The organism is Corynebacterium sp. P4-C1 (genome assembly GCF_030503595.1).
Taxonomy (GTDB): Bacteria; Actinomycetota; Actinomycetes; order Mycobacteriales; family Mycobacteriaceae; genus Corynebacterium.
In genome coordinates this window covers 1626172-1649313 of sequence record NZ_CP129966.1, presented here as the reverse complement: position 1 = coordinate 1649313, position 23142 = coordinate 1626172, and the positions used below count along the sequence as shown (strand labels likewise).

The window sequence follows — 23142 nt, the reverse complement described above, 5'->3', positions numbered from 1 at the left end:
ACACTGCACCACATGAGCGAGAAGAAGATTGCGGTAGTCACCGGCGGATCAGCAGGCATCGGGGAGGCCGCGGCCAGGGCCCTAGCTAAAGACGGGTACACCGTCTATGTCTGCGCGCGCCGTAAGGAGCTGTGCGATGACATCGCCGCAGAGATCGGCGGAGTGGGGGTGGAGTTGGATGTGACGGATGAGGGGAGCGTCGAGAAGCTTGCGAGCGTACTTGAGCGCGTTGATGTCCTGGTGAATAACGCGGGCGGTGCGCGCGGGCTTGACCCGCTGCGTGAGGCCAAGCCGGAGGATTGGGACTGGATGTATCAGACGAATGTGCTGGGCACCGTGCGCGTGACCAAGGCGCTGTACCCGGCGATTGTCGCGGCGGAAGGCCTGGTCATCAACATCGGCTCTGTCGCCGGCTGGGACGCCTACGTCGGCGGTTCCGGCTACAACGCGGCCAAATTCGGGCTGCGCGCCCTCACGCGAGCGTTCCGGCGGGAGGAGGTCGACGCCCCCATCCGCATCACCGAGATCGACCCGGGCCGCGTGAAGACCGACTTCGCTTTCAACCGTTTCGGCGACACGGCCCGTGCCGCGGAAGTTTACGACGGCAAGCTCAACCTCACCGCCGAGGACATCGCCGAGGCGATCCGGTGGGTGGCGTCGCTGCCGACGCACGTCAACATCGACACGATGAACATCATGCCGCGCGACCAAGCTGAACGCTGATGACCACCGGCACCCTCCTCGCCCTTGCAGGCATCTGGGTTGCCGCGATCGCCAGCCCCGGTCCCGATGTCGTGCAGATCGCCCGGCTGGGCGTGAAGTCGCGCGCGGTGGGCGTGGCGTGCGCCGTGGGCATCATGGTGGGCAACACCTTCTGGATCGCGGCATCGCTGCTCGGCTTGAGCTCGCTCATTCAATCCGTCCCCGAAATCCTCGCTGTCCTGCAGCTCCTCGGTGGCGCCTACCTGCTGTGGATGGGCATCGGCGCCATCCGCGCCGGGCTGGCTGCCAGCGAAAACCCGGGCCCGCCGGAAACCGCTGGCGGGGACGGCGCCGGCCAGGCAGCGGGGGCGGGGGCGGGGCCGTCGACACGCAAGGCGTTCAGCACCGGTGTGGCCACGAACTTGTCCAACCCCAAGGCGGTGCTCTTCTTCGGGGCGGTCTTCGCGCAATTCGTGCGGCCCGGCATGGGCTGGGAATGGATGCTGGTCATCCTGCTCACCCTGGTGGTCATCGGGTTCGCGTGGTTCGTGGGTGTTGCGCTGCTGGTGGATAAACTCGCTGGGTTCCTCGACCGGCACGGACACGTGGTGGACATCGCCACGGGCCTGATCTTCATCGCGCTGGCGGTGTGGATGATCGTTGAGGGCGCTACGAGCCTGCTTTGAACCCCGGCTGCGGCCGGGCAGCCACGTTAAAATCGCTTTCATGATCCTCACTACTACGCAGACAGTCGAAGACCGGGAAATCATCGAGTACATGCGCATCATCGGCGGCGAAACGATCACTGGCATGAACATGTTCAAGGACATCGGCGCAGGTTTCCGCAACATGGTGGGCGGCCGCGCGAGTTCTTGGGAGCAGGAGCTCATCCAGGCCCGCGACAGCGCGCTCAACGAGCTGTGGGAGCGCGCCCGCCAGATCGGCGCGGACGCGGTCGTGGGCGTTGAGCTGGACTATTCGCCGATGGGTGCGGACGGTTCGATGATGCTCGTCGCCGCGACGGGCACCGCGGTTCGGCTGGATTAACACCGGGCTGCTTACATAGAGGCATGGATGTAAGCATCACGGGCGGGAGCATCAAGCTCGGCCAGTTCCTCAAACTCGCGAATCTTGCGGAATCCGGCGGCCACGCCAAAGAGCTCATTTCTTCGGGCGAGGTCGACGTCAACGGCGAGGTAGTCACCTCCCGGGGCTACGAGCTTGTCGACGGCGACGTAGTCTCCATCCCCTCCGCCTCCCTGTCCGCCACCGTGTTGGCCGACGGCGGGAACAGCGGGGACAGCGGGGACGATTATTTCGACGAGCGCACCGCCAACGACGACTTCGACCCGGAGAAGTGGAGGAACCTCTAAGCCATGCCCGCATTCGAAGCCCGTGAGGGCATGCCGTACTGGATCGACCTTCTGACCTCCGAGACGAGGAAGTCGGCGTATTTCTACTCCCGGATCCTTGGCTGGGATGTCGAAGAGGGCGACTACCGGATCGCCCGCCTGCAGGGAATGCCGGTGGCCGGGATGGTGCCGCAGGCCGACTCCAGCGACGGCGACGGCGCCGCGATGCCGGATGCGTGGGTGACGTACTTCCTGTCTACGGACATTGCGCGGGACGCCGCGCGCGTCGCGGAGCTCGGCGGGCGCGTCCTGGCGGAACCGCAGCGCGTCTCCTTGGGAACGATGGCGCTGTGCGCCGACAGTGCCGGCGGCTGGTTCGGCCTGTACGAGCCCGAGGGGGAGGATTCCTTCGTCGCGGCCGGGGAGCCGGGGACACCGGTGTGGCACGAATACACGTGCACGGGGGACGTCGATAAGCTCGCTGCTTTCTACGGAGACTTGTTCAACTGGGACATCGTGGAAAACGACGGCTACCTTTTGGCCATGCAGGACGGTGCTGCGTTCGCCGGCATCTGGGATGCGCGGGAGCAGATTCCCGCGGACGTGCCGAGCTTCTGGCGCTCCTACCTGGGCGTGGCCAATATCGCTCAGACCCGCAGCCGTATCGAGGAATTCGGCGGCGAGGTGCTGCGCGGCCCGGAGAATTCCCCGTTCGGCCTGCTGCTCACCGCCGTGGACTCCACTGGCGCCGTGGTGACGCTGTGTGAGGTCGACGAACCCGTCGACGAGGAGACGCTGGACGAAGGCGATTCGATCCTGCACCTCTAGTCTTCCTGTCCGTGGCCCGCACAGATTCCGCAGTGTGCGTGGACCAGTGCATAATGTGCTGTTGTGAAAAGATTCCTCGCCGCCGCCACGGTGACCGCGGGCCTGCTCACTGCGCTCAATGCACTCAATGCGCCACAGGCCGACGCGGTCGACGTCATTCCCGGCGACCCCGGCGAGCGCACTGACCTGGCCGTCTACCACGCCGACGGTCACTGGACGGGTTCGCCGAATGCCCGGGAGACTCGCCCGGCGCTGTCCCTGGCGAAGCTGTACCTGGGCTATTACGTGCTCGCGCACGGAACCCCGCAGGAACAAGGCAAAGTGCTGCGCATGGTCCGCGTGTCCGATGATGAGCTCGCCGTTGAGCTGGATGAGGAGTACCCGGACGCGATCAACAAGGTCGCCGAGGAATTCGGTCTCGAGGGCACCTACAGCAGCGGCTACTGGGGAAAGTCCGGCACGACGCCGTACGACTTGGCGAAATTCGTCATGGAGATCATCGACGACCCCGTCGCCGAGCCCCTCATCCGCGGCATGGCCAACCATGCCTTGTACGCGGAGGACGGGATGAAGCAGGATTTCGGCACCGACCAGCTCGACGGGGCGGTCGGCTCGAAATTCGGCTGGGCCGACGACCGCGAGTCCGCCTCCGGGTCAGTCACATTCGGTCCGGACTGGGTCGCCGCCGCCATGAGCTACGGGGATATCGACGAGCACACCGACGACGTGCACAAGTGGATCGACCAATCCGAACGGACCACCTTGTCGTTCAGCGTTGACCGCGACACCGTGGACGCGCTCGACGCAGCCAACGGCGCCGACGCCTTGACCATCTGGATGTCCGACGGGGCGCTCTGGGGCCTCCACACCATCGACCCGCCGCTCGTGGAGCGGTAACCCCCGGCTTAAGCGCGCAGGTCATCCGCGATGTCGCGGACGATCCGCCGGTACTCCTCCGGAGTGGCGATGATTCCCGGCCCCGCCTGGGCGACGGCGTAGTCACCGGTGGTGCGGACCTGCACCGGTTTCCCGCCCGGTCCAGCCGGCGGCCCGGAGACGGGGAAGGTGAGCACCACCGAGTCTGCCGGGTGCTGTTCAGCGAGCAGGGCTGCGCCACCGCCCGCGGCCCAGACCGTTACCCGCGCATCAGACGGATTCTGCGCCGCGATGTACTCGAACGCCTCGTTGAGGGTGCCGCGGGCACCCGATCCGCAGGTGTCGTTCAGGTCGACGATCGTCGTGCCGGACAGTTGCGCCACCGCCGCCACCAGGGGGCGCCAGTAATGCTCCACCGCACGGGGGCCGAAACCCGGATGCAGGGCCACCGCCCACCGGCCCGCCGGCTGCGCGGAACCCGCGGGAACGAACACGCGGGCACCGAGATCGGGCAGGTCGCGCGCATCCACGTCCATGCCATAGGCGACACCGGGCATCGTGTGGTCCAGGCCCGAGCCGAGCATCAGCATCGCCGCGTGGGTGAGGCGGTCCGGCAAGGCGGCGAGGTACCGGTCCACGGCATCGGTGTCGGCACCGGTGCTGTCGGCGCCAATGCCGGCGCGGGTACTGCCGGGCAGGGGGTAGCTGGACTCCATATAGGAGACCAGCTGCGCCAACTGCTCCGCGGGCGGGAGGGAGCGCTCCACCCCGCCGACCTGGAAGTCCTCGAGGTGCTGCTCGTTGACGGGGTAGACCGCACCCACCTCACCCTGGGGGAGGGGAGCGTCGGGTTGCAACGGCTCCGGGACGTGGCGCATGCGCTCCTGCGCGGCGCTGAAGCCGCTGGCCGGGGATTCGCTTCGGGGATTTATCACCAGATCACCACACGGTCCTCCGGGGCGACCCACATCTCGGAATCCTCGTCGACCTCGGGGAACGCCTCGTAGAACTCGGAAACGTTTCCGGCGATGACGTTGCAGCGGAATTCGGCGGGTGAATGCGGGTCGATGGCCAGGTACTGCTCGGCCATCTCGGGGCGGATGGCAGTGCGCCAGATGCGCGACCAGGACAAAAACAGGCGCTGCAGGCCGGTGAATTCCTTCCCGTCGAGTTCCGGGGAGGCGCCGTCAGTGTCGAAGGGGAGGGCCGGGCCGTCGTCAAGCTGCTGGTCTTTGAGGTAGTTCTTGTACGCGACCACGGCGATGCCGAGCCCGCCCAGGTCGCCGATGTTCTCGCCGAGGGTGAATTCGCCGTTGACGCCCTTGGTGTCGTTCCCCTCGAGGACGTGCGGGACGAGGCCGCTGTACTGCTCGACGAGCTTGCTGGTCAGTTCCTCGAAGCGGGCGCGGTCCTCGTCGGTCCACCAGGAGTTGAGGTTGCCGGCACCGTCGTAACGCGAGCCTTGGTCGTCGAAGCCGTGACCGATCTCGTGGCCGATGACGGCACCGATCGCACCGAAATTCTCGGCCGGGTCGGCGTCAATGTCGAAGAACGGCGGGCGCAGGATCGCGGCGGGGAATGTGATGTCGTTGACCACCGGGTTGTAGAACGCGTTGACGGTCTGCGGGGTGGTCACCCACTCGTCGCGGTCAGCGGGCTTGCCGATCTTGGCCACCTGGTAATCGTGCTCGAATTCCGCGCCGGCGCGCACGTTGGCCACGAGGTCGGCACCGTCGCGGGAGAAGTCGAGGCCGTCGTAGGAGCGCCAGGAATCCGGGTAGCCGATCTTCGCGCGGAACTGCGACAGCTTTTCCAGCGCGCGTTCGCGGGTGGCCGGCGACATCCAGGCCAGCGTGCTGATGCGCTCGCGGTAGGCGGCGACAAGGTAGTCGACGAGCTTCAGCATTTCGTCCTTGGCCTGCGGGGAGAAGTGCTTATCGACGAAGTCCTTGCCCATGTCTTCCCCCACCAGCGACTCCGCCAGCGCGATGCCGCGCTTCCAGCGGTCGCGCTGCTGGGTCGCGCCCGACAGTGCGGTGCCGTAAAACTCGAAATTCGCGGCGCCGACCTCTTCTGGCAGCACGCCGGCGCGGGAAATGAGGATGTGCCATGTCGCCCACAGCTGCCAGTCCGGCAGGGTCTCGGCGCGGAGCATGCCGGCCAGGTCGGCGGTGTAGGACGGCATCATGTCGATCACGCGGCCGTCGCCGAGCCCGGAGCCTCGCAGCAGCGTTTGGACGATGTCCGGCAGGTCGCTGAGCTGCTTCGGGTTGTAGGTCTTCACCGCATCGCGGCTGGCCACGACATCCCAGTGGCTGTGTGCGATCTGCTTCTCCGTTTCCACGATGCGCTCCGCGGCGGTGGCAGCGCTCAAGCCGAACAGGCGCGACGGATCCAAAAAGCCCAGCATGCGTTCGACGTGGGCGCGGTATTTCTCCAGTGTTTCCGCGTGCGCCGGATCGCGGTAATACGCCTCGTCCGGCAGGCCCAGGCCCGACTGCACGAGGTACGGGACGGCCGTGTCGCCCTCCGAATCCTTCTCCACCCAGTAGCTCAGCGGGCCGGAGACGCCGCGGCGGTCGAGCACGCCCAGGTTGTGCGCCAGCTCGTCGATGTCTGCGACGCTCAACAGCGCGAAGTCCTCGTCGAGAGGGGCGAGGCCTGCCGCGTTGATCGCCCCGGTGTCCATGAACGAGGCGTAGAGGTCGCTGGCGCGGCCTTGCCCGTCCTTCACTAGGTCGTGGACATCCTCCTCAGCGCGGTCGCGCAGGCCGTGAAACGTGCCGTCCACTCCGCGGTCGTCGGGGATGACGTGGCTTTCCAGCCACGGTCCGTTCACAAGTCGGTAAAGGTCCTTCATAGGACCCCACTGTAGTGAAGTGGAGGAGGAGCGAAGCTGCCCCGCTACTCCTCGTCCTCGTGGGGGTTGCGGATCTTCATGTCTGACGACTTCCACCAGCCCGAGCGGGTGATCTGCTCGTGGTTGATGTGGGCGGGGGCGGGGGCGTCGCCAAGCGAATTCGTGCGCAGCACGTAGCGGTACGCCGAACCCCAATCGCGGTGCCAGTCGTTGTCGAGGTAGCCCGGCATCTCGTAGGCGGAGTTCACGGCCTCCGACGTGGACATCGCGCCGCCGCCCAGGAAGTCCTGGAAACCGCTCAGCTGCTCCTTGCCCGGGGCATCCGGAGCGATGCGGAACTGCGGAATCTCCGTCACGCCCGCGTAGTGGTTGAACGTGCGGTTGCACGGGAACTGCAGCGCCACCGGCCAGTCCAGCAGGCCCGGGGTGTCCGCGTCGAAGACATCCGTGATGTGCTCCAATTTCGGGTTGCGCAGCGGGGTCAACGCCATCCACTCGTACGGGTCGAGGTTGATGTCCTCGCCCACCAGGCGCACCACGTTGGCGCCCTCAGGTAGGTCCGAGATCGGGTAGCGGACGTTGCGCCACTTCACGCTCGGGCCCGGATCCATCATCTCCACCTCACCGATATTGGTGACGGAGCCGCCCGAATTGCGGGTGCCGTACTCGAGCTTGAGGGTCTGGCCCTTCTTCTCCTCGCCGTTGATGTCGTGGTGGGCGATACGGCCGGCGACGGATGCGACGAGCAACGGTGCCTCCTCTGTGGACTCCGGCAGCTCGTACCAGCCGGTCTTGATCTCGGAGGAGGACTGGGCTTCCTCATCGAAGGTGCCCAGCACGGGAACGCGGTTGTAGTCCAAATTGAACGGCAGGCGCACCGTCGAGCCGTTGACGCCCACCTGGTCCTCGGAGCGGTTGCCCTGCGTGCCGGCGCGGCTCGTGGACTGGACGGTGTCGGAGGTGACGTCTTCGCCCTGCTCCGTTGAGCCGGCCGCGCCGCCGCCAGCCTTGCCAGCCTTGTCGGTGGAGCCGTCTGCGTCGGTCTTGTTGGCCGCGCCGGTGTTGGCGGAGTTCGCGGAGTTCGCCGAGTTCGCGGTGCCGGCGTTCGAGCCTGTGTCCGAAGAAGCGGCGGCCGGGTCGCTGCCGATCGCGCCGACGCTCGCGGAGCCCTCGTTGTCCGAATCGATGTAGGCGGGCACGCCCTCCGGGTGGAAACCGCGGACGGTGCCGGATTCGAGCGAACGGCCCAGCGGCACCCCGTCGACCGGGGTGAGGAAAGAATCGTTGGTGTCCGTCTCCAGCAGCACATCGCTGCTGAGCTGGCATTTGTCGCCCTTCAGGGAGCGGATGTTGCCCATGCCCACGGAGTAGGCGGGAGCCTGGTCCACGAAAGACTTCGCAAAAGTCAGGCAGGAGAAGGCGACCATGAGGATGGAGGCGACGGCGATGGGTGCCGTCATCACCTTGGCGAAGCGGGAGCCCTCGGCGGCCTGGGCCGCCTCGAATTCGCGGACTCGACCCGCTTCCTCGGCTTCTGCGCGGCGCTGGTCGTAACGCAAGGTCTGGATCACGCCGACGACAACGGTGACCAGGGTCAGCAGCAGCATGACCGAGCTGGCCTGAATGCCCTTGAGCTGGACCGTCTTATCCCACCACGGAACCGCGAAGGAGGAGACGTACCACCACGCGTTCCAACCGGCCAGAGAGATGGCTAGCAGGAACATAACTGCCGCCAGGGAGAAGGTGCGGGCGCGGGCGGAGCGGGACGCGATCTGCGCCAGCACCACCGCGCCGAGCGCCGCCGCCGCACCGGCCAGACCGGCGTAGATGCCGAAGTGGTGGGTCCACTTCGTCGGGGTGAACATGAGGAAGAACATCGACAGCGCGAAAATTGCGAGCAGGCGCTTCGTCGGCGCCTTCTCCGCGCCCTGCACCCCGCCGAAGCGGGACATGCTCCACATCACCAGGCCCAGGCAGAACAGCAGGGTGAACATGGCGAAGCGGCGGGTCATAGAGCCGTCCACGGTCGCTTCGAAGAGTGTGGTGTAGCGGACGTACTCGTTGAACCACTCCAGGGCAGGACCGACCTCGGAGCGCACGGAGGTCGCCTCCAGGACCGCGGCGAGGGTCTGGTCGTGGAAGACCGGAATCATCACGGCGAAGCCCAAGCCCAAAAACGGCAGGATGAACGCCGCCGGGGGAGCGGTGGCGGAACGCTCACGGACAATGCGCAGCAGCTGCGGCAGGCACACCAGGAACACACCCACCGCCGTCAGGCCGGTCGGGCCGCACGCCAGAGTGAAGGCGGCGAACACAGTGCCCAACGCGGCGGGCAGCAGGCGGCGTGAAGCAATCGCGCTCTCAAAGGACGCCCAGGTGACGATCGTGCCTAGGGCGATGATCGGCTCCGGGCGCAGGCCGTTGTCGTACGGCATCCAGAACGCCAGGAACATGAACGCGGCCGTCCAGTAGGCGACGCGGCGGTTGGCGATGGCCTCGCCCAGCCGCGGCAGGATTTCGCGGGAGAGCACCCACCAGATGGCGATTCCGGACAGCAGCGTCGGAATGCGCATCCACGCCGAGGCGGTGCTCACCTTCGCCAGCAGTGACAGCACGTTGTAGAACGGAGCGCCGAACGGCGATTCGGGCACGCCGTACCAGCGGTAATAGTTGGCCATGTAGTCCGAGTCGTTGGCCACGCGCGCCATGGTGAGCAGGAAGCCGTCGTCGGAGGTGTTCGCGCCGAAGAAGTGCCAGAACAACAGCAGACCGACGACAACGCCGTCGAGCGGCTTGAAGGAGCGCCACTCCCGGCGCAGCGGGCGCAGGCGGCGGCCGTCGAAAAGATCCAGGCGGGCCAGGGACCACAGCGCGACGATGGCGGAGATCGTGCCGGCGATCATGGCTAGCCACTTCACGGCCGTCGGTGAAGAAGTGAAGCGGGAGTTGATCTCGACGTGGGCGCTGAGGCCGGCGTCGATAAGCGTCTGCGCGGCGTCCCCCGAAAGCTCGGTGTAGATGCCCGTGAGCTGGGGACGCATGTCGTCCTCGGTCTCTTCCGCGAAGTCCGTGCCCGGGACCTCGACCGTGACACCGTCGCCCGTCGCGCTCACGTGCAGCGCGGCGTCGTCAGCCTTGCGGGCCTTGTCCAGCTCGGCGGGGGTGAGCTCGAAAATGACCTCGTTGAGCGAGGAAACCGTCAGTCCGCCGTCCTGCGGCGCGGTGATGAAAAGGCCGCGGTCCAGCGCCTCCGTCGAATCCTCCGGCAGCGTGGACAGCACGTTCGTCTGGCCCGGATTGAGTGAATCCGTCACGCTCAGCGGCACCGTCAGGTCGAGCGATTCCGGCGCCAGCGAAATGAGCGGCGCGTTCACGGAATTCAGCGAGCCGTCCTGCGGCCAGTCGAACGACGACTGGGTCTGGTTCACCGGCAGCAGCGGGGTGAGCACGAAGAACAGGAAAGCCAGCGCACCCGACAGCATCGCCGTGAGGTTCAGCGTGCGCGGGCTGCGCTGCGAGGCAGCCGCTCCCACGCGGGTGCTGCCCTCCGTGGGCGAGTCCGTCCGCGTGCTGTGCTTCATTTTCTCCACCTTGGTCACCTTATTCACGGCGGGTGATTCTACTTTCTGCTTCTTGCTCACTTGTTACGGACCACCACCACGAACGGGCCGAATTGCTCGACCGTCCAGTCAGCGGAATCGAAGGCCTCCGGGTTGAAGAACAGGGCCTCGTAGCGCACGTTCGGCTGGCTGGGGAAGATGTCGTGGGCGATGTGCGTCTTCCACGGCTCCTCCGGGTCGTCCTCGCTGCCGCGCAGCAGGAAGACATCGGGTGCGCGCCAACGCTCGTTGATCTTATCGACGGCCCCCGTGAACGCCCCCGGGTCAGCCAAGTCGCCGAAGGAGCCGCGCGCCAGGCCCGCGATCGTCTCGTTGCGCGCGTCGAATTCGCCCAGCGGGTTGGCGTAGTGGCTGGTGAAGGCATTGAACCCGTGGTACGGGTGGTAGGCCATGAAGTTGATCTCATCGGTGAGCATTACCGTGTCGGCCGGGTTGTAGCCCTGCTCCTGGACGAAGTCGTTGATCTGGATGTAGTAGCGGCCCACATCGGATTCGCGCAGGTCCGCGCGTTCGCCACTGCCGTCGGTGCTGGTGTACGCCTGGTCGATGAAGCTCTCGTTCTCGTCCGGGATCTGCTGGACGTATGCCAGAGCACCGGCGCCGAGCAGCACCACGAAGATAGCGGTGACAGCGCGGTTGCCCCGTTCTCCGAGCATGTCCGGGTAGAGCAGGTCCACCCCGACGAGGCGCAGGTCGGCGAGCGCGAAAATGCCCGCGGTGGAAAGCAGCAGAGCAATGAGCACCTCGACGCGGAAGCCCAGCAACGTGGTGCCCGCCAGCGAGATCACCATGGAGCCGAAGACCCAGGCGTAGCAGATGCTCACAGCCATGGCGAGGTAGGTGATCTCCGGTTCACGGAAGCGCACGATGATGTAGATCAAGCCGATCAAACTCAGCGCGCCGACAGCGCTGAGCGCGAAGAACGGCAGCGGGATCGTGGTGCCCTCCGAGGGCAGGAAGTGCTGGGCGGTGGAGCGGACCGCCTCCGGGCTGTTGATCAGCCCCTTCAAGTACGGCCACCACGCCACCAGTGCGATGGCGATGGAGCCGAAGCCGATGACGGCCAGCTGGCGCACCGGCACCCACCAGGGCTTACCGCGGGAGCCGGAGAGGACAGCGGTCAGGGTGAAGATGGTCATCGTCAGCGCCAGGATGCCGGTGTAGAGGGTGTAGAAGCAGGCGGACACACCCAGGTAGAGCATCAGGACGATGGTGGCGGACCAGGAGCCGCGCATCGCGCGGTAACCCGTCACCGCGGCAGCCGGGAAGCCCATGGCCACAATCGCGGCGTACGGCTCGTCCGGCACCATGGCCAGGCAGATCGCGGTGGTGGCCACGGCGATTGCGGTGGCCACCGGGAGGGAGCCGACGAGCTTACGCCACACCGGCACGAGAGCGGCACCGGCGGCGGCCAGGGAGACCAACGCCCACGGCTGGTAGACCTCCCAGCCCGGCATCCCCAGCAGGTTGGCCGCGCGCCCACCGAGCCAGAACCACCCGAGCGGGTAGAACGACGGCAAGTCGAGGTAGTTCATGTCCTGGTTGGTGGCGGTCTCCGCCATGCGCGTCAGGAACTGAGTGCGGAAGCCCTGGTCGACCTGGATGCCGTCCAGGTACAGGCGTGTCGACGCCAGCGGAATCCCCAGCGCGGAAATCACGAGGCCGGCGGGGGCGAGGGTGCACACCACCTCGGTCAGAACGGTGCGCCAACGGGGGCGGTGGCCGTCGCCGTCGCGAAGCCACAACCAGGTCAGCGCGCCGACGGCGACGACGACCAGCAGGGAGCACGCCGTCGCCAGCGCACGGGTGACCATGGAGACGTTGAACGCCGCCAACGGAACGGAGTGCAGCACGTACCAGCAGGCCAGCGCAAAGACGCCGCCGCCGAGGAGAGAAAACAGGAAACGCACCGCGGCGCCTGTCAAGGACAAAGCGTCGGGTGCGTAGGCGGAAACCCGCTTGGGCTCCGCGATGGTCGATCCTGCCTGCCGCTCGCGCTGCTCGGTGAGGTGCTCTGTCATACCTGACAGTGTCCCACAGCGCGGGGCAGTTCCCGGTATTAGAAGCTCAAGCGGCGCATGATCGGTGCGGGGATGTGCTGCAGCACGAGCGTGATCGGGCCGAAGAGCTTGTGCACGAAGACGTTCGGCTTGCCTTCGAGTGCGGCGGCCACAGCGGCCTTTGCGACATCCTGCTTATCGACGGTCAACGGCGCTTCATCCAGCCCCTGCGTCATCTTCGTGCGGACCTGGCCCGGACGGACGACGGTGACCTTCACGCCGGAACCGCGCAGGGCCTCGCCAAGCTGGGTGTAGAAGCCGTCCATGCCCGCCTTGGTGGCGCCGTAGACGAAGTTGGAGCGGCGCACCTTCATGCCCGCCACGGAGCTCATGGCGATGATGGTGCCGTGGCCCTGCTCCTTGAGCTTCTGGCCCAGCAGCACGCCCACGGACACCGGGGCGGTGAAGTTCGTCTGTGCGGAGGCCACGGCGGCCTCCTGGTTCTGCCACAGCTCCTCCTGGTCGCCCAGGGTGCCGAAGGCAACGATGGCCACGTCCACGTCGCCGTGCGCGAAGGCCTCCTCGATCACTGCCGGGTGGGAAGCGGTGTCGAAAGCGTCGAAGTCGACCACACGTACCTCGCCGGCGCCGTGGCTGGTGACCTCGTCCACGGCGGCGTCGATACGCGGGCTGTTCTGGCGCGCCGCGAGCGTGACGGTCGGGGAGCCGCCGCGGGAGACGAGCTCGTCGACAATCGCGAGACCGATCTCGCTGGTGCCGCCGAGAAGAAGGATGTTCTGTGCCTGTCCTACTGCATTGAGCATTGTGATTGTCCCTTTTCTTAGTTCGTTATCTCGTGAGCGTTTTTCTCTTGAGCGACCTAAGAGAGCTCAAGGCGGCGCGACATATCGGACGCGAAGACACCGGTCGGGTCAATGGCGCGGCGGGTCTCGAGCCAGCTGTCCATTTCCGGGTACATCTTGTGGAACTTCTCGGCGGACGTGCGGGACTCCTTGGCCAGGTACAGGCGACCGCCGAACTCCATGACCTGCTCGTCCAGGCGGTCCAGGAAGGAGTGCAGGCCGTTGCGGATCGGGAAGTCCACGCACACGTTCCAACCGCGCATCGGGTAGGACAGCGGAGCACGGTTGCCCTCGCCGAACAGCTTGAACACGTTCAGGGCGGTGTAGTGGCCGCTCGACTGGATGTCGTAGATGATCTGCTTGAACGGCTCTACCGCGTCCGTGGGCACCACGAACTGGTACTGCAGGAAGCCGGCCTTGCCGTAGCCGCGGTTCCACTCCGCGATCATGTCCAGCGGTTGGTAGAACTGCGTCAGGTTCAAAATATCGTTCTGGCTGGGCGAACCCATCATGTAGTACGCCTCGCCGATGGCCATGAGCGACAGCTTGTTCATGGTCCAGGACGGGAAGATGTCCGGCACTGTCATCAGCTGCGGGGCGGAGAATTTCAGCGGGTTCTTGGCCAGCTTCGGCGCGAACTCCTCCAGCTGGGCCAAGGTGGCCAGGGAGCCGCGAGAAATGGTTGAGCGGCCCGTTTTCGGCGGCGCGGAAATCGCGTCGAACCACGCCGAGGAGTAGGTGTAGCCCTCCTCCTGGCCATGGGAGTGCTCCTCGATCGTCTCGTCGAGGGTCGTCGTGCGCACCGTGTCGGAGATGAAGTAGGCGGTTTCCGTGAACGTCATCTGGATGCGCGCCCGGAGGATGATGCCGGTCAGGCCCATGCCGCCGACCGTCGCCCAGAACAGCGAGCCGTCTGGGTCGTCCGCGGATCCTTCCGGCTCTAGGTGCAGCACGCGGCCGTCGGCGACGAGCAGCTCCATCGACAGGACGTGGTTGCCGAAGGAGCCGGCGGAGTGGTGGTTCTTGCCGTGGATATCCGGCCCGATCGCGCCACCGATGGTCACCTGGCGGGTGCCAGGCAGCACCGGAACCCACAGGCCGTACGGCAGCGCCGCCTTCATCAACTGGTCGAGTGTCACGCCCGAGTCCACGTCGACAATGCCTGTCGAAGGGTCAATGTCGTGGATCTTGTTCAGTTCCTGGATATCGATGACCAGGCCACCGCCGTTCTGCGCCGGGTCGCCGTAGGAGCGGCCCATGCCGCGGGCGATGATGCCGCGGCGGCGGCTTTCCGGCAACGCCGCGTTATCCTCGGCGACCTGGCGGACGGCTTCCTTGATCACATCTACATCCGGCGTGGACAGGACGTGTGCGGTGGACGGAGCCGTGCGGCCCCAGCCGTAGAGCGATTTCGCAGTGGTGTGAAGTTCCATCTCTTCCATCCCATAGATTGCGGTTGCCCTCCTCCGGGCACTGTGAGCCAGCCTAGTCCCGGAGCTGGGGTCCCGACGGGCCTGAAATGCCCGAATGGGTCTGATTAGCGAGAAGAATCACAGCTCCATGATCTCGCGGATTCGCTCCGGTAGCCCCTCCTGGCTGGTGATCGTCGGCTGCCCCGATTCCTTGTACGCGCGCAGCTCCTCGTAGACGATTGAGCGGCTCGTGCTATCCAGAAGCGGCAGCTCCTGGGCGACGAGTCGGGTCATGAAATCATCCAGCGGAAGGTCGGTGAGCTGGGCAGCAATGTGCGGGGCGCCGTCAGAATTAGCCATGCCGGCCATTCTACGGCCGTTGTTTCAGCAGTATTCTGGTGGCCATGACTGAGCAGACCACCAAAGCGGGGACCGTCCAGGAACAGACGGGGGAGGACCGCATCGACTACAACGCCCTCGACAACACCACCGGCGGCCGGTTGATCCAAGCCGCGTACGCGGTTGCCTTCATCTCGGTTCCGGACTACGTGCGGTCGACGCCGGGGCGTGCGGCGGCCTGGGTGTCCATCGCTGCGGCGTTCGGTGGCACAGTCGCCGTCTTCAACGCCTTCGACGAGGATCCGCGCAACGATCTCACCGCCCACGTCCAGGACGCGCCCGAGGCTGCCGGACCGGCGAAGACGTGGGGGATCCTACTCGGCGTTGTTGCGGTCCTCGTCGGCGGCACCCGCCTGGGCATTACGGTGCAGAACGCGCTTGCCCGCGCCCTGAGCCGCCGCGGCGTGAAGCGCCCCAACACCTTGCTCGGCCTCATCATTGGCGCCCTGATTTTCGCTGGCTCGGAGGCCCAGGCTCGCGCCACCGCCCGCTGATCCCCACTAGGGTGGGGCCTATGCCGAGCACGTTGTACCGACCGCAGAGCCGCCAGCAGGTGGCGTCTGTCGTCGACCTCGATGCAGCTCGCGCCCGCCTCCGAGGCACCCGCAGCAACCGCACGTTGCTCGTGCGCTGCTGCACGTGGCTTGCCGACGAAGAGGTCCTCCGCCACATCGGCCTCAGCTCCGACAGCTCTCTCGAGGACGCCCAGCGCGCGATCCACACCGCCTTCGCGGTGCCGGAGGACATCCCGACACCGAGTCGCTTCACCAGGCACCACGGCGATTCCGGGCGTCTCGACGCCGCGGACTCGCTCGGCGGCTACCTGCGCAACCCCGGCGACGTCCTGTACTTCCATTGGGGGCTGTGGCAGTTCACTCTGACCCTCATGGACATCTACCCGCGCGACGCTGCCACCCCGCGCGCCCTGTGCGTCGCCGGTGCCGGCGACTTCGCGGGCGAGCCTTTCGATGTCGCCGCCATCAACGCCCAGCTCCTCGGGCCGTCCGCTGTGGAGACAGTCATGGCCAGCGTCCGCCCCGACGTGGTGGATGTGGTCACCCGCTCCCGGGCAATGGATTTCCTGCCGCTGCTGCAAGCCCTTGACCTAGCCCGGCCTGCCGAACTCGCCCCCGGCGTGACCGATGTGCTGGACAGCCTGCCGCGGGAGCGCACCCAGCAAGCCCGCGACGCCTTCTGGTGTACCGTGCTTGCCTTGTCCTGCCTCGTCGACTCCGCAACCACCGACGACGTTGCCGAATCCGCCATGGCGGCCCTCGGCTGGACCGCCGCCGACGGCAGTCTTCTGCGCGCCTGCCAGATCGAGCAGCTCTGCGCCGGTTCCCTGGTGCGTCTTGCTTCGGTGGGGGGATATGGGGCTGGGGGGAAATCGGCCGTCGATAAGCTTGACCTTTATCGCGCACTGCTTCGGGTAAAGTAATCCGGCGTGTCAACCAAGGTAGAAGCGACTCGGCCCACAAGCGCGAAGAAACAGCTGGTCCGGTTCCTCGCAGTCGGCGTCTTCTGCGCCATCCTCGACTTCGGGCTGACGTACACCCTCACCCACGTCGTCGGATACGACCGCCTCGTGGCGAAAGTTTTCGGCTGGTGCCTCGGCACCCTCGTCGCCTACCTGCTGAACTCCAAGTTCACTTTCCAAGCGAAAATCACTGGCAAACGCGCGCTTGCCGTGTTCATCCTCTACGCGTCTACCCTCGGTGTGCAGTGGATGCTCTTCGCCGTCACCAACGCCCCGCTGCGCAGCCTCGGCCTCGTCGATCCGTGGAAAGACGCAGTATCCTTCGTGATCGCACAGGGCGTGGCCACCGTGACAAACTTCGTGCTGCAGCGCGTGCTCATCTTCCGCGAACCCGCCCGCGTCGTCATCGACGAGCCGCCGCGCTAGGTCTGTGAGCCGCTGCGCTTAGGGCGCTCGAAGTTCTCGTTTGCACCCATGCGCAGCAGATTCAACCACTCCTTGAACTCGCGCGGGTTGCGGCGCTGGATAAGGAAGAACCAGCCGAAGCGCACCAGTTCCTGCAGCTTCATCTTCTGCATCCCGCGCTGATTGATGATGTACCCGCGGTTGCGGTACGTGAAATACCGCTTCGTGTCGTTGTCCGGCCATTGCGCGTGCGCGCGGCCTCCCATGATCGGGTAGAACTCCGCCGAGCCATCCGGGTGCAGGTACGCCGTCGTCAACGCCGTGCCGTACCTCATGCCCGACTGGGCCAGCCTGCGGTGGTACTCCACTTCGTCACCGCGGATGAACAGGCGGTAATCCGGCACGCCGATGCGCTCCATCGCCCTCGCGCTGATCAACGCGCCGTTGAACAGGCTCGCGTACTGCGGCAGGAATTCCCCCTCCAACTCGTCGCGGCGCCGGTGCCACGTCAGTCCCTGCCGCAGTGGGAACGCGAGCCGGTTCGGGTCGTCGATATTGCACACCACCGGGGAGACCTCCGCGAGGCCTTCCCGTTGCGCGACTGTGTAGAGCGTTTCCAGAACGTTCTTGTCTGCGGGGCGGCCGTCGTCATCCGCGCACCAGATCGCGTCCGCGCCCAACGCGAGCGCATGCAGGAACCCGTAGGCGAAACCGCCCGCGCCGCCGAGATTCGTCCGGGAAGGGAGGTAGACGGCTTTTTCGCCTGCTAGTTCGGTGACCAGGTCCTGTACTTCAGATTCGCAGCCGTTATCCACCACGATCACCCAATCCACCGGGTGCGACTGCGAAACAACCTGCTTCAACGAGTGCTGGAGCAGCTCCACCCGCTTATGCGTCACGATCACCGCGGCCGTCGTCGTGCCCTGCGGATTCAGCGTTACGGCGGCATCAGAACTGGAACTGCCACGGGGAACGAAAGCGGGGGAATTCATGCGCACCATTCTGCCACGCGCCCCCTCATCTACCGCCTACCCGCGCCGAGGGCACGGAACCGCAGGTCGGGTTGCGCAGTCTAACTAGGCATGAAGCCGAGAAAAGCTCCGGACAGGACGGTCACGCTGCGCAACAACATGGATGTCAGCGGTCTAGTGCACACGGTGTTGCGAGACGATGGCGTCGGAACGCGTGTTTCGCGCCGCTTCTTCACAACTCATCCGGTGCTTCGACCGCTGGAACTCGCGGGAAAGAACTCCCTTTTTCATCCCCGGAAGATCGTCTACAGGGTTCCGGCAGCAGCCCGCGCAGTAGCGATGGCCCTCGAACGGCCCGACCACTCGGTAGGCGGAATGTCCGCGTTGGCGGTGTACGGCCTTAGATATTTCGTTGATGCCTGCGACGTCGCTCTCTACGGGCCCGTGGCCAAGACTGAGCTGGGTTCGGTCTACGCTCCGTCGGTTTTCAGAGACCCGAAGCGGAGCGTCTGGATCGTCCGCTATCACGGGCAGCCAATCCGGATTTCCCCTCCTTACGATGCTTTGATCCAGGCATTGAAGCATGTCCGGCGAGGTTTCGACGCATGGCAGATTCATCCCGTTCCGGGTTTGGATGCGCGAACTGTTCGCGCTGTGCAGCTGGTGGATGCGTGTCGTCGGCGATTCAACTTGGATCCCAGTGAGATTGAGTCCTGCGGTAAGCAACGACTGGCGAAAAGGTGGTTGAGGCAGGTGCTGAAGCTTTCGAGTGATGGTGCCGATTCACCGAAAGAAACCGAAATGCGCCTTTTATGTTCCTCAGTGTGTCGGACTCACGGTCTCGATCTGGAAGAACAGGTGGTGCTTGAACGCGGTGGGAAGATCGTTACGGTATTCGACCTCGCCTTGTCCGGCCTCAAGATCGGGATCATGTATGACGGCGAGGATCATTTGCGCCGGAGCCGCCGGGATCGGGATTCGCGGATCAACATGCAGGCGGCCGTTTTGGGGTGGACGGTGCTGAGGGTGGGGAAGGAGACCCTTGCGTCGGTGGGCGTTGCCCTGGACGAGTTGATTCGTATCCGCACCTGAAAAAATCGACACCCCGAAAATTGGGGAATCATAAATCGCCAGGTAGGAGGTTTGTGGGTGGGCGACGAAAACGGGGAGCTGTTGATTTTTTCAAGAACGATCCAGCGCCTAGCTTATCGACGCCTCCGATGGTCGCCCTTTCCGCCCGATTCAGCCGAGCTCGCCGGTGTCCGGGGCGCTCTCCTCCTCGTCGAAGCGGGTGAGAAGGTCGCGGACATAGTCACCGGCTTCGGGTCCTTCATAGGCTTCGACCACCTCGTCGACGAGACCGGCTTGCTTGATCTCGCCCTTGTCCACCCAGAGGGCGGTGTTGCAGAGCTGGGCCAAAAAATCGTTTGAGTGGCTGGCAAATACGAGGATGCCGGATCGTTTGACCAGCTCGGCGAGGCGGATGCGGGCTTTGGCCATGAAAGCGGCGTCGACGGCACCGATGCCTTCGTCGAGGAGGAGGATCTCGGGCTCGATGGAGGTGACCACGCCGAGGGCGAGGCGGACGCGCATGCCGGTGGAGTAGGTGCGCAGGGGCATGGAGAGGTAGTCGCCGAGCTCGGAGAACTCGGCGATCTCGTCCATCTTGTCCTTCATCTGTTTGCGGGTCTGGCCGAGGAAGAGTCCGCGGATGATGATGTTCTCGTAGCCGGAGATCTCCGGGTCCATGCCGACGCCGAGGTCGAACACCGGGGCGACGCGGCCGCGGACATCGGCGACGCCGCGGGTGGGCTCGTAAATTCCACTGAGCAGGCGGAGCAGCGTGGATTTGCCAGCACCGTTGTGGCCGACCAGCCCAACGCGGTCGCCTTCGCGCAGGTGCAGGTTGATGTCCTTCAGCGCTTCCACAACGACAGTGTTGGAATCGTTTTTGCCGATGGCGCCGCCGGCGGAACTCATCACCGCTTTCTTCAGGGAGCGGGACTTGGCGTCGAAGATGGGGAAGTCGACGCAGGCGTTGTAGGTGTCAATGGAAACCATGGTGAACTCCTTGTTTTACACCTGTTGCGGATCTCGAGCTTAAACCCAGTAGGGGACGCGGAAGCGCCACTGCTTCATGGCGAGCATGGCGAGGAAGAGACCGATGACAGTTCCAACCAGCACGATGCCCCAGTGGTAAGCGGCCACGGGCTCGCCGATGAGCGGGGCGCGGACGACTTCGAGGTAGTGGTAGAGCGGATTGAGCTCGGCGATGCGTGCGCGCTGGGCGACTTCGCCGCCCTGTTCGCGCAGGGTTTTGGTGGTCCAGACGATCGGGGTGACGTAGAAGAGCAGCTGCACCAGAGCTTCGAGCAGGGGAGCGACGTCGCGGAAGCGGGTGGCGATGATGCCGAAGAGCATGGTCACCCACACGCCGTTGACGACCATCAGGGCGAGCGCCGGAATGAATAGCAGTAGGTTCCACCCGAGAGGAATCCGGAACATCAGCACGAGGATCAGCCAGATCACCATGTTGTGGGCGAAGAACAGCAGTTGGCGCCACACCAGCCGGTACACATGGACGGACAAGGCGGAGGGGAGCTGCTTGATCAGCCCTTCGTTCTCGATGAAAACGTTCGCGCCGTCCTTGATGCAGCCGGAGATGAAGCCCCAGACGATGAAGCCCACGGTGACGTGGGGGAGGAATTCGCGCACGGAGATCTGGAACAGCATGGAGTACAGCAGGCCCAGGGCGAGGGACATGACACCTGTGGCGATGGTGATCCACAGCGGTCCGAGCGTCGACCGGCGGTAGCGCTGCTTGATGTCCTGCCAGCCGAGTTGGAGCCAGAGCTCGTATTGGTTCCAGCCGCGCGCGAGGTCGGAGGCGGACGCCGAGAGGGTCGTCGATTTGGAGGCGGGGGTGTGGTCGTGGGCCGCCGAGGTCATGCGGGAGACGTCGGCAAGCAGCTGTTCGTTGTCCTGCACTTGTACCACCCTAGTGCCCTGCGCGGGCCAAATTGTGCAGGCATACTTGTTGCTTGTGGCGTGGGTGGTGTTCAATAGCCACACACTGTGATTTCGTCCGGAAGGGAGCGTCGTCGTGGCTTACGATGTGGCCAGCGTGCGCGGGCTGTACACCTCGCTTTCGGATGGCTGGACGTATTTGAACGCGCATGATTGTCCGCAGGTGCCGGAGCGGGTCTCTGCGGCGGTGGCGCGGTCGTTCAGGATGGCCACGGCGGTGCCGGCCCCGGAGGTCAATGCTGGGTCGCATTCGCGTCAGGCGTTGGGGCGCCCGGAGGGGGAGACTTTCGTGGCGTCGGCACGCCATGCGGTCGCGGATCTCGTGGGGGCGTCGGCGGAGCGCGTGGTGCTGGGCCCGAGTCTTCCTGTGCTGTACGCGTCGCTGGTCACTGGCATGAAGCCGCTGTTCCGCTACGATTCGTCGATTGTCGTGAGCGCGCTGGATGCGCCGGCGTTGACGGCGGCTGTGCGCCGTGCCCCGGCGGAGGTCCGTAGCGCGCACGCGGATTTGGGTACGGGCGAGCTTCCTGCATGGCAATATACGCAGCTTATCGACGGCTCCACCCGCCTCGTCACCCTCCCCGCCGCCCATTCCCTCCTCGGAACAGTGACTCCTGTTTCCCAGATCGTCGATGAGGTGAGGGAGCGCTCGCGCGCCTGGGTCGTGGTAGATGCGTCGTCGTACGCGCCGTACCACTCGATTGATTTCGATGAGTGGGGCGCCGATGTTGTCGGCCTCGATCTCGGTGCACTGGGCGGCCCCCAGATCGCGGCGTTGGTGGTCCGCGATACCGCGATGTTCAAGCGCATGGAGGCCCTGTCCGGCGACCCGCGCGTGACGGGTGCGGACAAGCTGCTTCTCGACGTCTCCCCGGGCCTCGCCGGCGGCGCCGCCGCGGTGGTGGACCACGTGGCGAGCCTCGTGCCGGAGCAGGGCGGCCGCACCACGCGCCGGGCCCGACTGACAAGGTCGATGGACCAGATGACCGCCTACCTGGACGGCCTGCGCGACGATTTGTACACCTTCCTGGGTACCCTGCCGGCCGTGCATATCCTCGGCGTGACTGGCGAGGCAGCCTCCGAGGCCAGCACTGAACGGCTTCCGCGGCTCACCTTCGGGGTGCGGGGCGTGCCTGCGGCGACGGTGTACGAGCGGCTTTTCGATAACGGCATCGTCACCACCCTGACCACTCCTGAAGAGGCGACACCGCTGCTCACCGAGATGGGCATCGAGGAAATTGGCGGCGCCGTCACCGTGGGGTTGGGGCCCTTCAACACGGAGGCTGACGTGGAGCAGCTCATCCGCGTCGTGGCGTCACTGGCGTAAAAGGCGGGCATTCCGCCGTTAGCGGGACCCGGTGGGCGGTGTTGTAAGGTGAGTGAGTCGCAATTGCTTTGCGACGGGGAGACGTGGCAGAGCGGCCGAATGCACTGGTCTTGAAAACCAGCGAGGGTCACACCTCCGCGGGTTCAAATCCCGCCGTCTCCGCAGTTCAAGCCCGATGTGTGGAGCTACACGTGGGGGGGAGATCGTCTCCGCCATGAAGCGCGAGCCGCCACTCGTCGGGTGCAGCGACATGTGGTGGGGAGTACCGGGGTCGACGACTCCGGCAACCCAGCGCTGCCGGTCCGGCGCGCAGGTACTGTGAGACCGTGACGGGTCTTTGATCTCCACGTAGGTGGCGCCCGTCGCCGCGGCTGCGGCGCGCTGGTTGTCGCGGGCGAGGTTCTCCACTTGCTGCAGGGGTGGCATCGGGATGCCGGCGGGCGCGTTGGGGACGACGTTGAGGAAGCACAGCGTGTTCAGCGGGCCCGGATCCGAAATGGAGAGGGTGCCTGCGATGATGATCTTGGCACCGGGTGCCGCGGCGCGGGCCTTGTTGACGGCGGTGCGGATGTTGTTCACGTAGTCGCTGCGGACCTTGCCCGGGTTCAGCGGGTCGGCGCCGCGCGCCATTCCGTAAGGCCCGAAATCGTTGATGCCCACGGAGATGACCACGGCACGCGTGCCGCGGTGGATCGTGCCGGAGCCGATCGCCCAGTTAACTCTGGTGGGGATGGTGTGGGAAGAGTCGGCGGTGCAGGAGAAGTCGTCGATAGGCACGCCGGTGATCCGGCCGAGCTGGCGCGGCCAGTTGTCCTGCGACTGCAGGCAACCGTGTCGGCTGGGCTGGCCATTTCCGTAAACGAAGTCCTGCACCTGCGGGATGGGGGACCTTGCGCACGGCATTGCGCAGCTCATCCGGGTTGGAGGTGTAGGAGTCTCCGAAGGTGACGATGTTGCCGTTGGGAGCTGCCTCCGCCGCGGGAATGCCCGCGCCGACGACACCGCCGCCAATTGCAACGACCG

The 23142-nt window shown here is 65.6% G+C and carries 21 protein-coding genes, 1 tRNA gene and 1 pseudogene; 12 read left to right on the top strand and 11 right to left on the bottom strand.

The genetic code is table 11. The features are described 5' to 3' along the window. The first annotated feature begins 12 nt into the window (after positions 1 to 12). From QYR03_RS07820 to QYR03_RS07795, 6 genes are all read left to right on the top strand, one after another. Positions 13 to 723, top strand: coding sequence for an SDR family oxidoreductase (locus QYR03_RS07820; protein ID WP_301712732.1), 711 nt, complete (start codon positions 13 to 15; stop codon positions 721 to 723). Next, positions 723 to 1388 (top strand): LysE family translocator, encoded by a 666-nt coding sequence (locus QYR03_RS07815; RefSeq protein ID WP_301712733.1) that lies wholly within the window; start codon positions 723 to 725, stop codon positions 1386 to 1388. Before QYR03_RS07820 ends, QYR03_RS07815 begins: the two co-directional genes overlap by 1 nt. 40 nt (positions 1389 to 1428) lie before the next feature. Beyond that, on the top strand, positions 1429 to 1749 hold the full coding sequence (locus QYR03_RS07810; protein WP_301712734.1) for a YbjQ family protein: 321 nt from the start codon (positions 1429 to 1431) through the stop codon (positions 1747 to 1749). Between the two features lie 23 nt (positions 1750 to 1772). Next, a complete protein-coding gene (locus QYR03_RS07805) occupies positions 1773 to 2075 on the top strand; it encodes an RNA-binding S4 domain-containing protein (protein WP_301712735.1) in 303 nt (100 codons plus the stop codon). A gap of 3 nt (positions 2076 to 2078) precedes the next feature. Then, positions 2079 to 2882 (top strand): VOC family protein, encoded by an 804-nt coding sequence (locus QYR03_RS07800; protein WP_301712736.1) that lies wholly within the window; start codon positions 2079 to 2081, stop codon positions 2880 to 2882. A 63-nt stretch (positions 2883 to 2945) separates the two neighbouring features. After that, a complete protein-coding gene (locus QYR03_RS07795) occupies positions 2946 to 3779 on the top strand; it encodes a hypothetical protein (RefSeq protein ID WP_301712737.1) in 834 nt (277 codons plus the stop codon). An 8-nt stretch (positions 3780 to 3787) separates the two neighbouring features. Here the strand turns inward: QYR03_RS07795 and QYR03_RS07790 are convergent, their stop codons facing one another. The 7 genes from QYR03_RS07790 to QYR03_RS07760 all read right to left on the bottom strand — a co-directional run bounded on the left by QYR03_RS07790 (position 3788) and on the right by QYR03_RS07760 (position 14873). After that, positions 3788 to 4693, bottom strand: a complete 906-nt coding sequence (locus QYR03_RS07790) for an alpha/beta hydrolase (RefSeq protein ID WP_301712738.1) — start codon at positions 4691 to 4693, stop codon at positions 3788 to 3790. After that, the gene (locus tag QYR03_RS07785; protein ID WP_301712739.1) at positions 4690 to 6618 is read right to left on the bottom strand and encodes a M13 family metallopeptidase; all 1929 of its coding nucleotides are present in this window, start codon (positions 6616 to 6618) and stop codon (positions 4690 to 4692) included. Before QYR03_RS07785 ends, QYR03_RS07790 begins: the two co-directional genes overlap by 4 nt. Positions 6619 to 6662: 44 nt before the next feature. Further along, entirely contained in the window at positions 6663 to 10100 is a 3438-nt protein-coding gene (locus QYR03_RS07780; protein ID WP_301712757.1) for an arabinosyltransferase domain-containing protein, read from the bottom strand. A gap of 155 nt (positions 10101 to 10255) precedes the next feature. Further along, positions 10256 to 12259, bottom strand: a complete 2004-nt coding sequence (locus QYR03_RS07775) for a galactan 5-O-arabinofuranosyltransferase (RefSeq protein ID WP_301712740.1) — start codon at positions 12257 to 12259, stop codon at positions 10256 to 10258. 38 nt (positions 12260 to 12297) lie between these two features. Further along, complete coding sequence (locus tag QYR03_RS07770; RefSeq protein ID WP_301712741.1) at positions 12298 to 13062, bottom strand: decaprenylphospho-beta-D-erythro-pentofuranosid-2-ulose 2-reductase; 765 nt, start codon at positions 13060 to 13062, stop codon at positions 12298 to 12300. Positions 13063 to 13118: 56 nt separating this feature from the next. Further along, positions 13119 to 14534 (bottom strand): FAD-binding oxidoreductase, encoded by a 1416-nt coding sequence (locus QYR03_RS07765; RefSeq protein ID WP_301712742.1) that lies wholly within the window; start codon positions 14532 to 14534, stop codon positions 13119 to 13121. Positions 14535 to 14651: 117 nt separating this feature from the next. After that, complete coding sequence (locus tag QYR03_RS07760; protein WP_259849134.1) at positions 14652 to 14873, bottom strand: hypothetical protein; 222 nt, start codon at positions 14871 to 14873, stop codon at positions 14652 to 14654. Between the two features lie 44 nt (positions 14874 to 14917). Between QYR03_RS07760 and QYR03_RS07755 the strand changes: the two genes are divergently transcribed. From QYR03_RS07755 to QYR03_RS07745, 3 genes are read left to right on the top strand one after another with little or no spacing between them, the layout of a single operon-like run. Continuing rightward, positions 14918 to 15406, top strand: a complete 489-nt coding sequence (locus tag QYR03_RS07755; RefSeq protein ID WP_259849132.1) for a hypothetical protein — start codon at positions 14918 to 14920, stop codon at positions 15404 to 15406. A gap of 20 nt (positions 15407 to 15426) precedes the next feature. Then, entirely contained in the window at positions 15427 to 16350 is a 924-nt protein-coding gene (locus QYR03_RS07750) for a hypothetical protein (protein ID WP_301712743.1), read from the top strand. A gap of 6 nt (positions 16351 to 16356) precedes the next feature. Next, positions 16357 to 16815 carry a GtrA family protein gene (locus tag QYR03_RS07745; RefSeq protein ID WP_259849129.1) on the top strand — a complete coding sequence of 153 codons (459 nt, stop codon included), beginning with the start codon at positions 16357 to 16359 and terminating at the stop codon, positions 16813 to 16815. On the opposite strand, the gene QYR03_RS07740 is transcribed toward QYR03_RS07745, so the two are convergent. Then, positions 16812 to 17786 (bottom strand): glycosyltransferase, encoded by a 975-nt coding sequence (locus tag QYR03_RS07740; protein WP_259849128.1) that lies wholly within the window; start codon positions 17784 to 17786, stop codon positions 16812 to 16814. The two genes, QYR03_RS07745 and QYR03_RS07740, sit on opposite strands and share 4 nt — an antisense overlap. Before the next feature lie 90 nt (positions 17787 to 17876). Between QYR03_RS07740 and QYR03_RS07735 the strand changes: the two genes are divergently transcribed. After that, positions 17877 to 18857 (top strand): hypothetical protein, encoded by a 981-nt coding sequence (locus tag QYR03_RS07735; protein ID WP_301712744.1) that lies wholly within the window; start codon positions 17877 to 17879, stop codon positions 18855 to 18857. Positions 18858 to 19007: 150 nt separating this feature from the next. Here QYR03_RS07735 and QYR03_RS07730 read toward each other — a convergent pair whose 3' ends face one another. Together QYR03_RS07730 and QYR03_RS07725 are read right to left on the bottom strand one after the other, a co-directional pair. Beyond that, positions 19008 to 19826: an ABC transporter ATP-binding protein gene (locus QYR03_RS07730; RefSeq protein ID WP_301712745.1), complete on the bottom strand. Its 819-nt coding sequence runs from the start codon at positions 19824 to 19826 to the stop codon at positions 19008 to 19010. A 39-nt stretch (positions 19827 to 19865) separates the two neighbouring features. After that, complete coding sequence (locus QYR03_RS07725) at positions 19866 to 20714, bottom strand: ABC transporter permease (protein ID WP_259849508.1); 849 nt, start codon at positions 20712 to 20714, stop codon at positions 19866 to 19868. 154 nt (positions 20715 to 20868) lie between these two features. Here QYR03_RS07725 and QYR03_RS07720 point away from each other — a divergent pair, with 154 nt between their 5' ends. Beyond that, positions 20869 to 22119 carry an aminotransferase class V-fold PLP-dependent enzyme gene (locus QYR03_RS07720; protein ID WP_301712746.1) on the top strand — a complete coding sequence of 417 codons (1251 nt, stop codon included), beginning with the start codon at positions 20869 to 20871 and terminating at the stop codon, positions 22117 to 22119. A 77-nt stretch (positions 22120 to 22196) separates the two neighbouring features. Continuing rightward, positions 22197 to 22281, top strand: a tRNA-Ser gene (locus QYR03_RS07715). 117 nt (positions 22282 to 22398) lie between these two features. On the opposite strand, the pseudogene QYR03_RS11045 reads toward QYR03_RS07715, so the two are convergent. Next, positions 22399 to 23022: pseudogene (locus QYR03_RS11045) on the bottom strand (SGNH/GDSL hydrolase family protein); the annotation flags it as partial. Positions 23023 to 23142 lie beyond the last annotated feature (120 nt).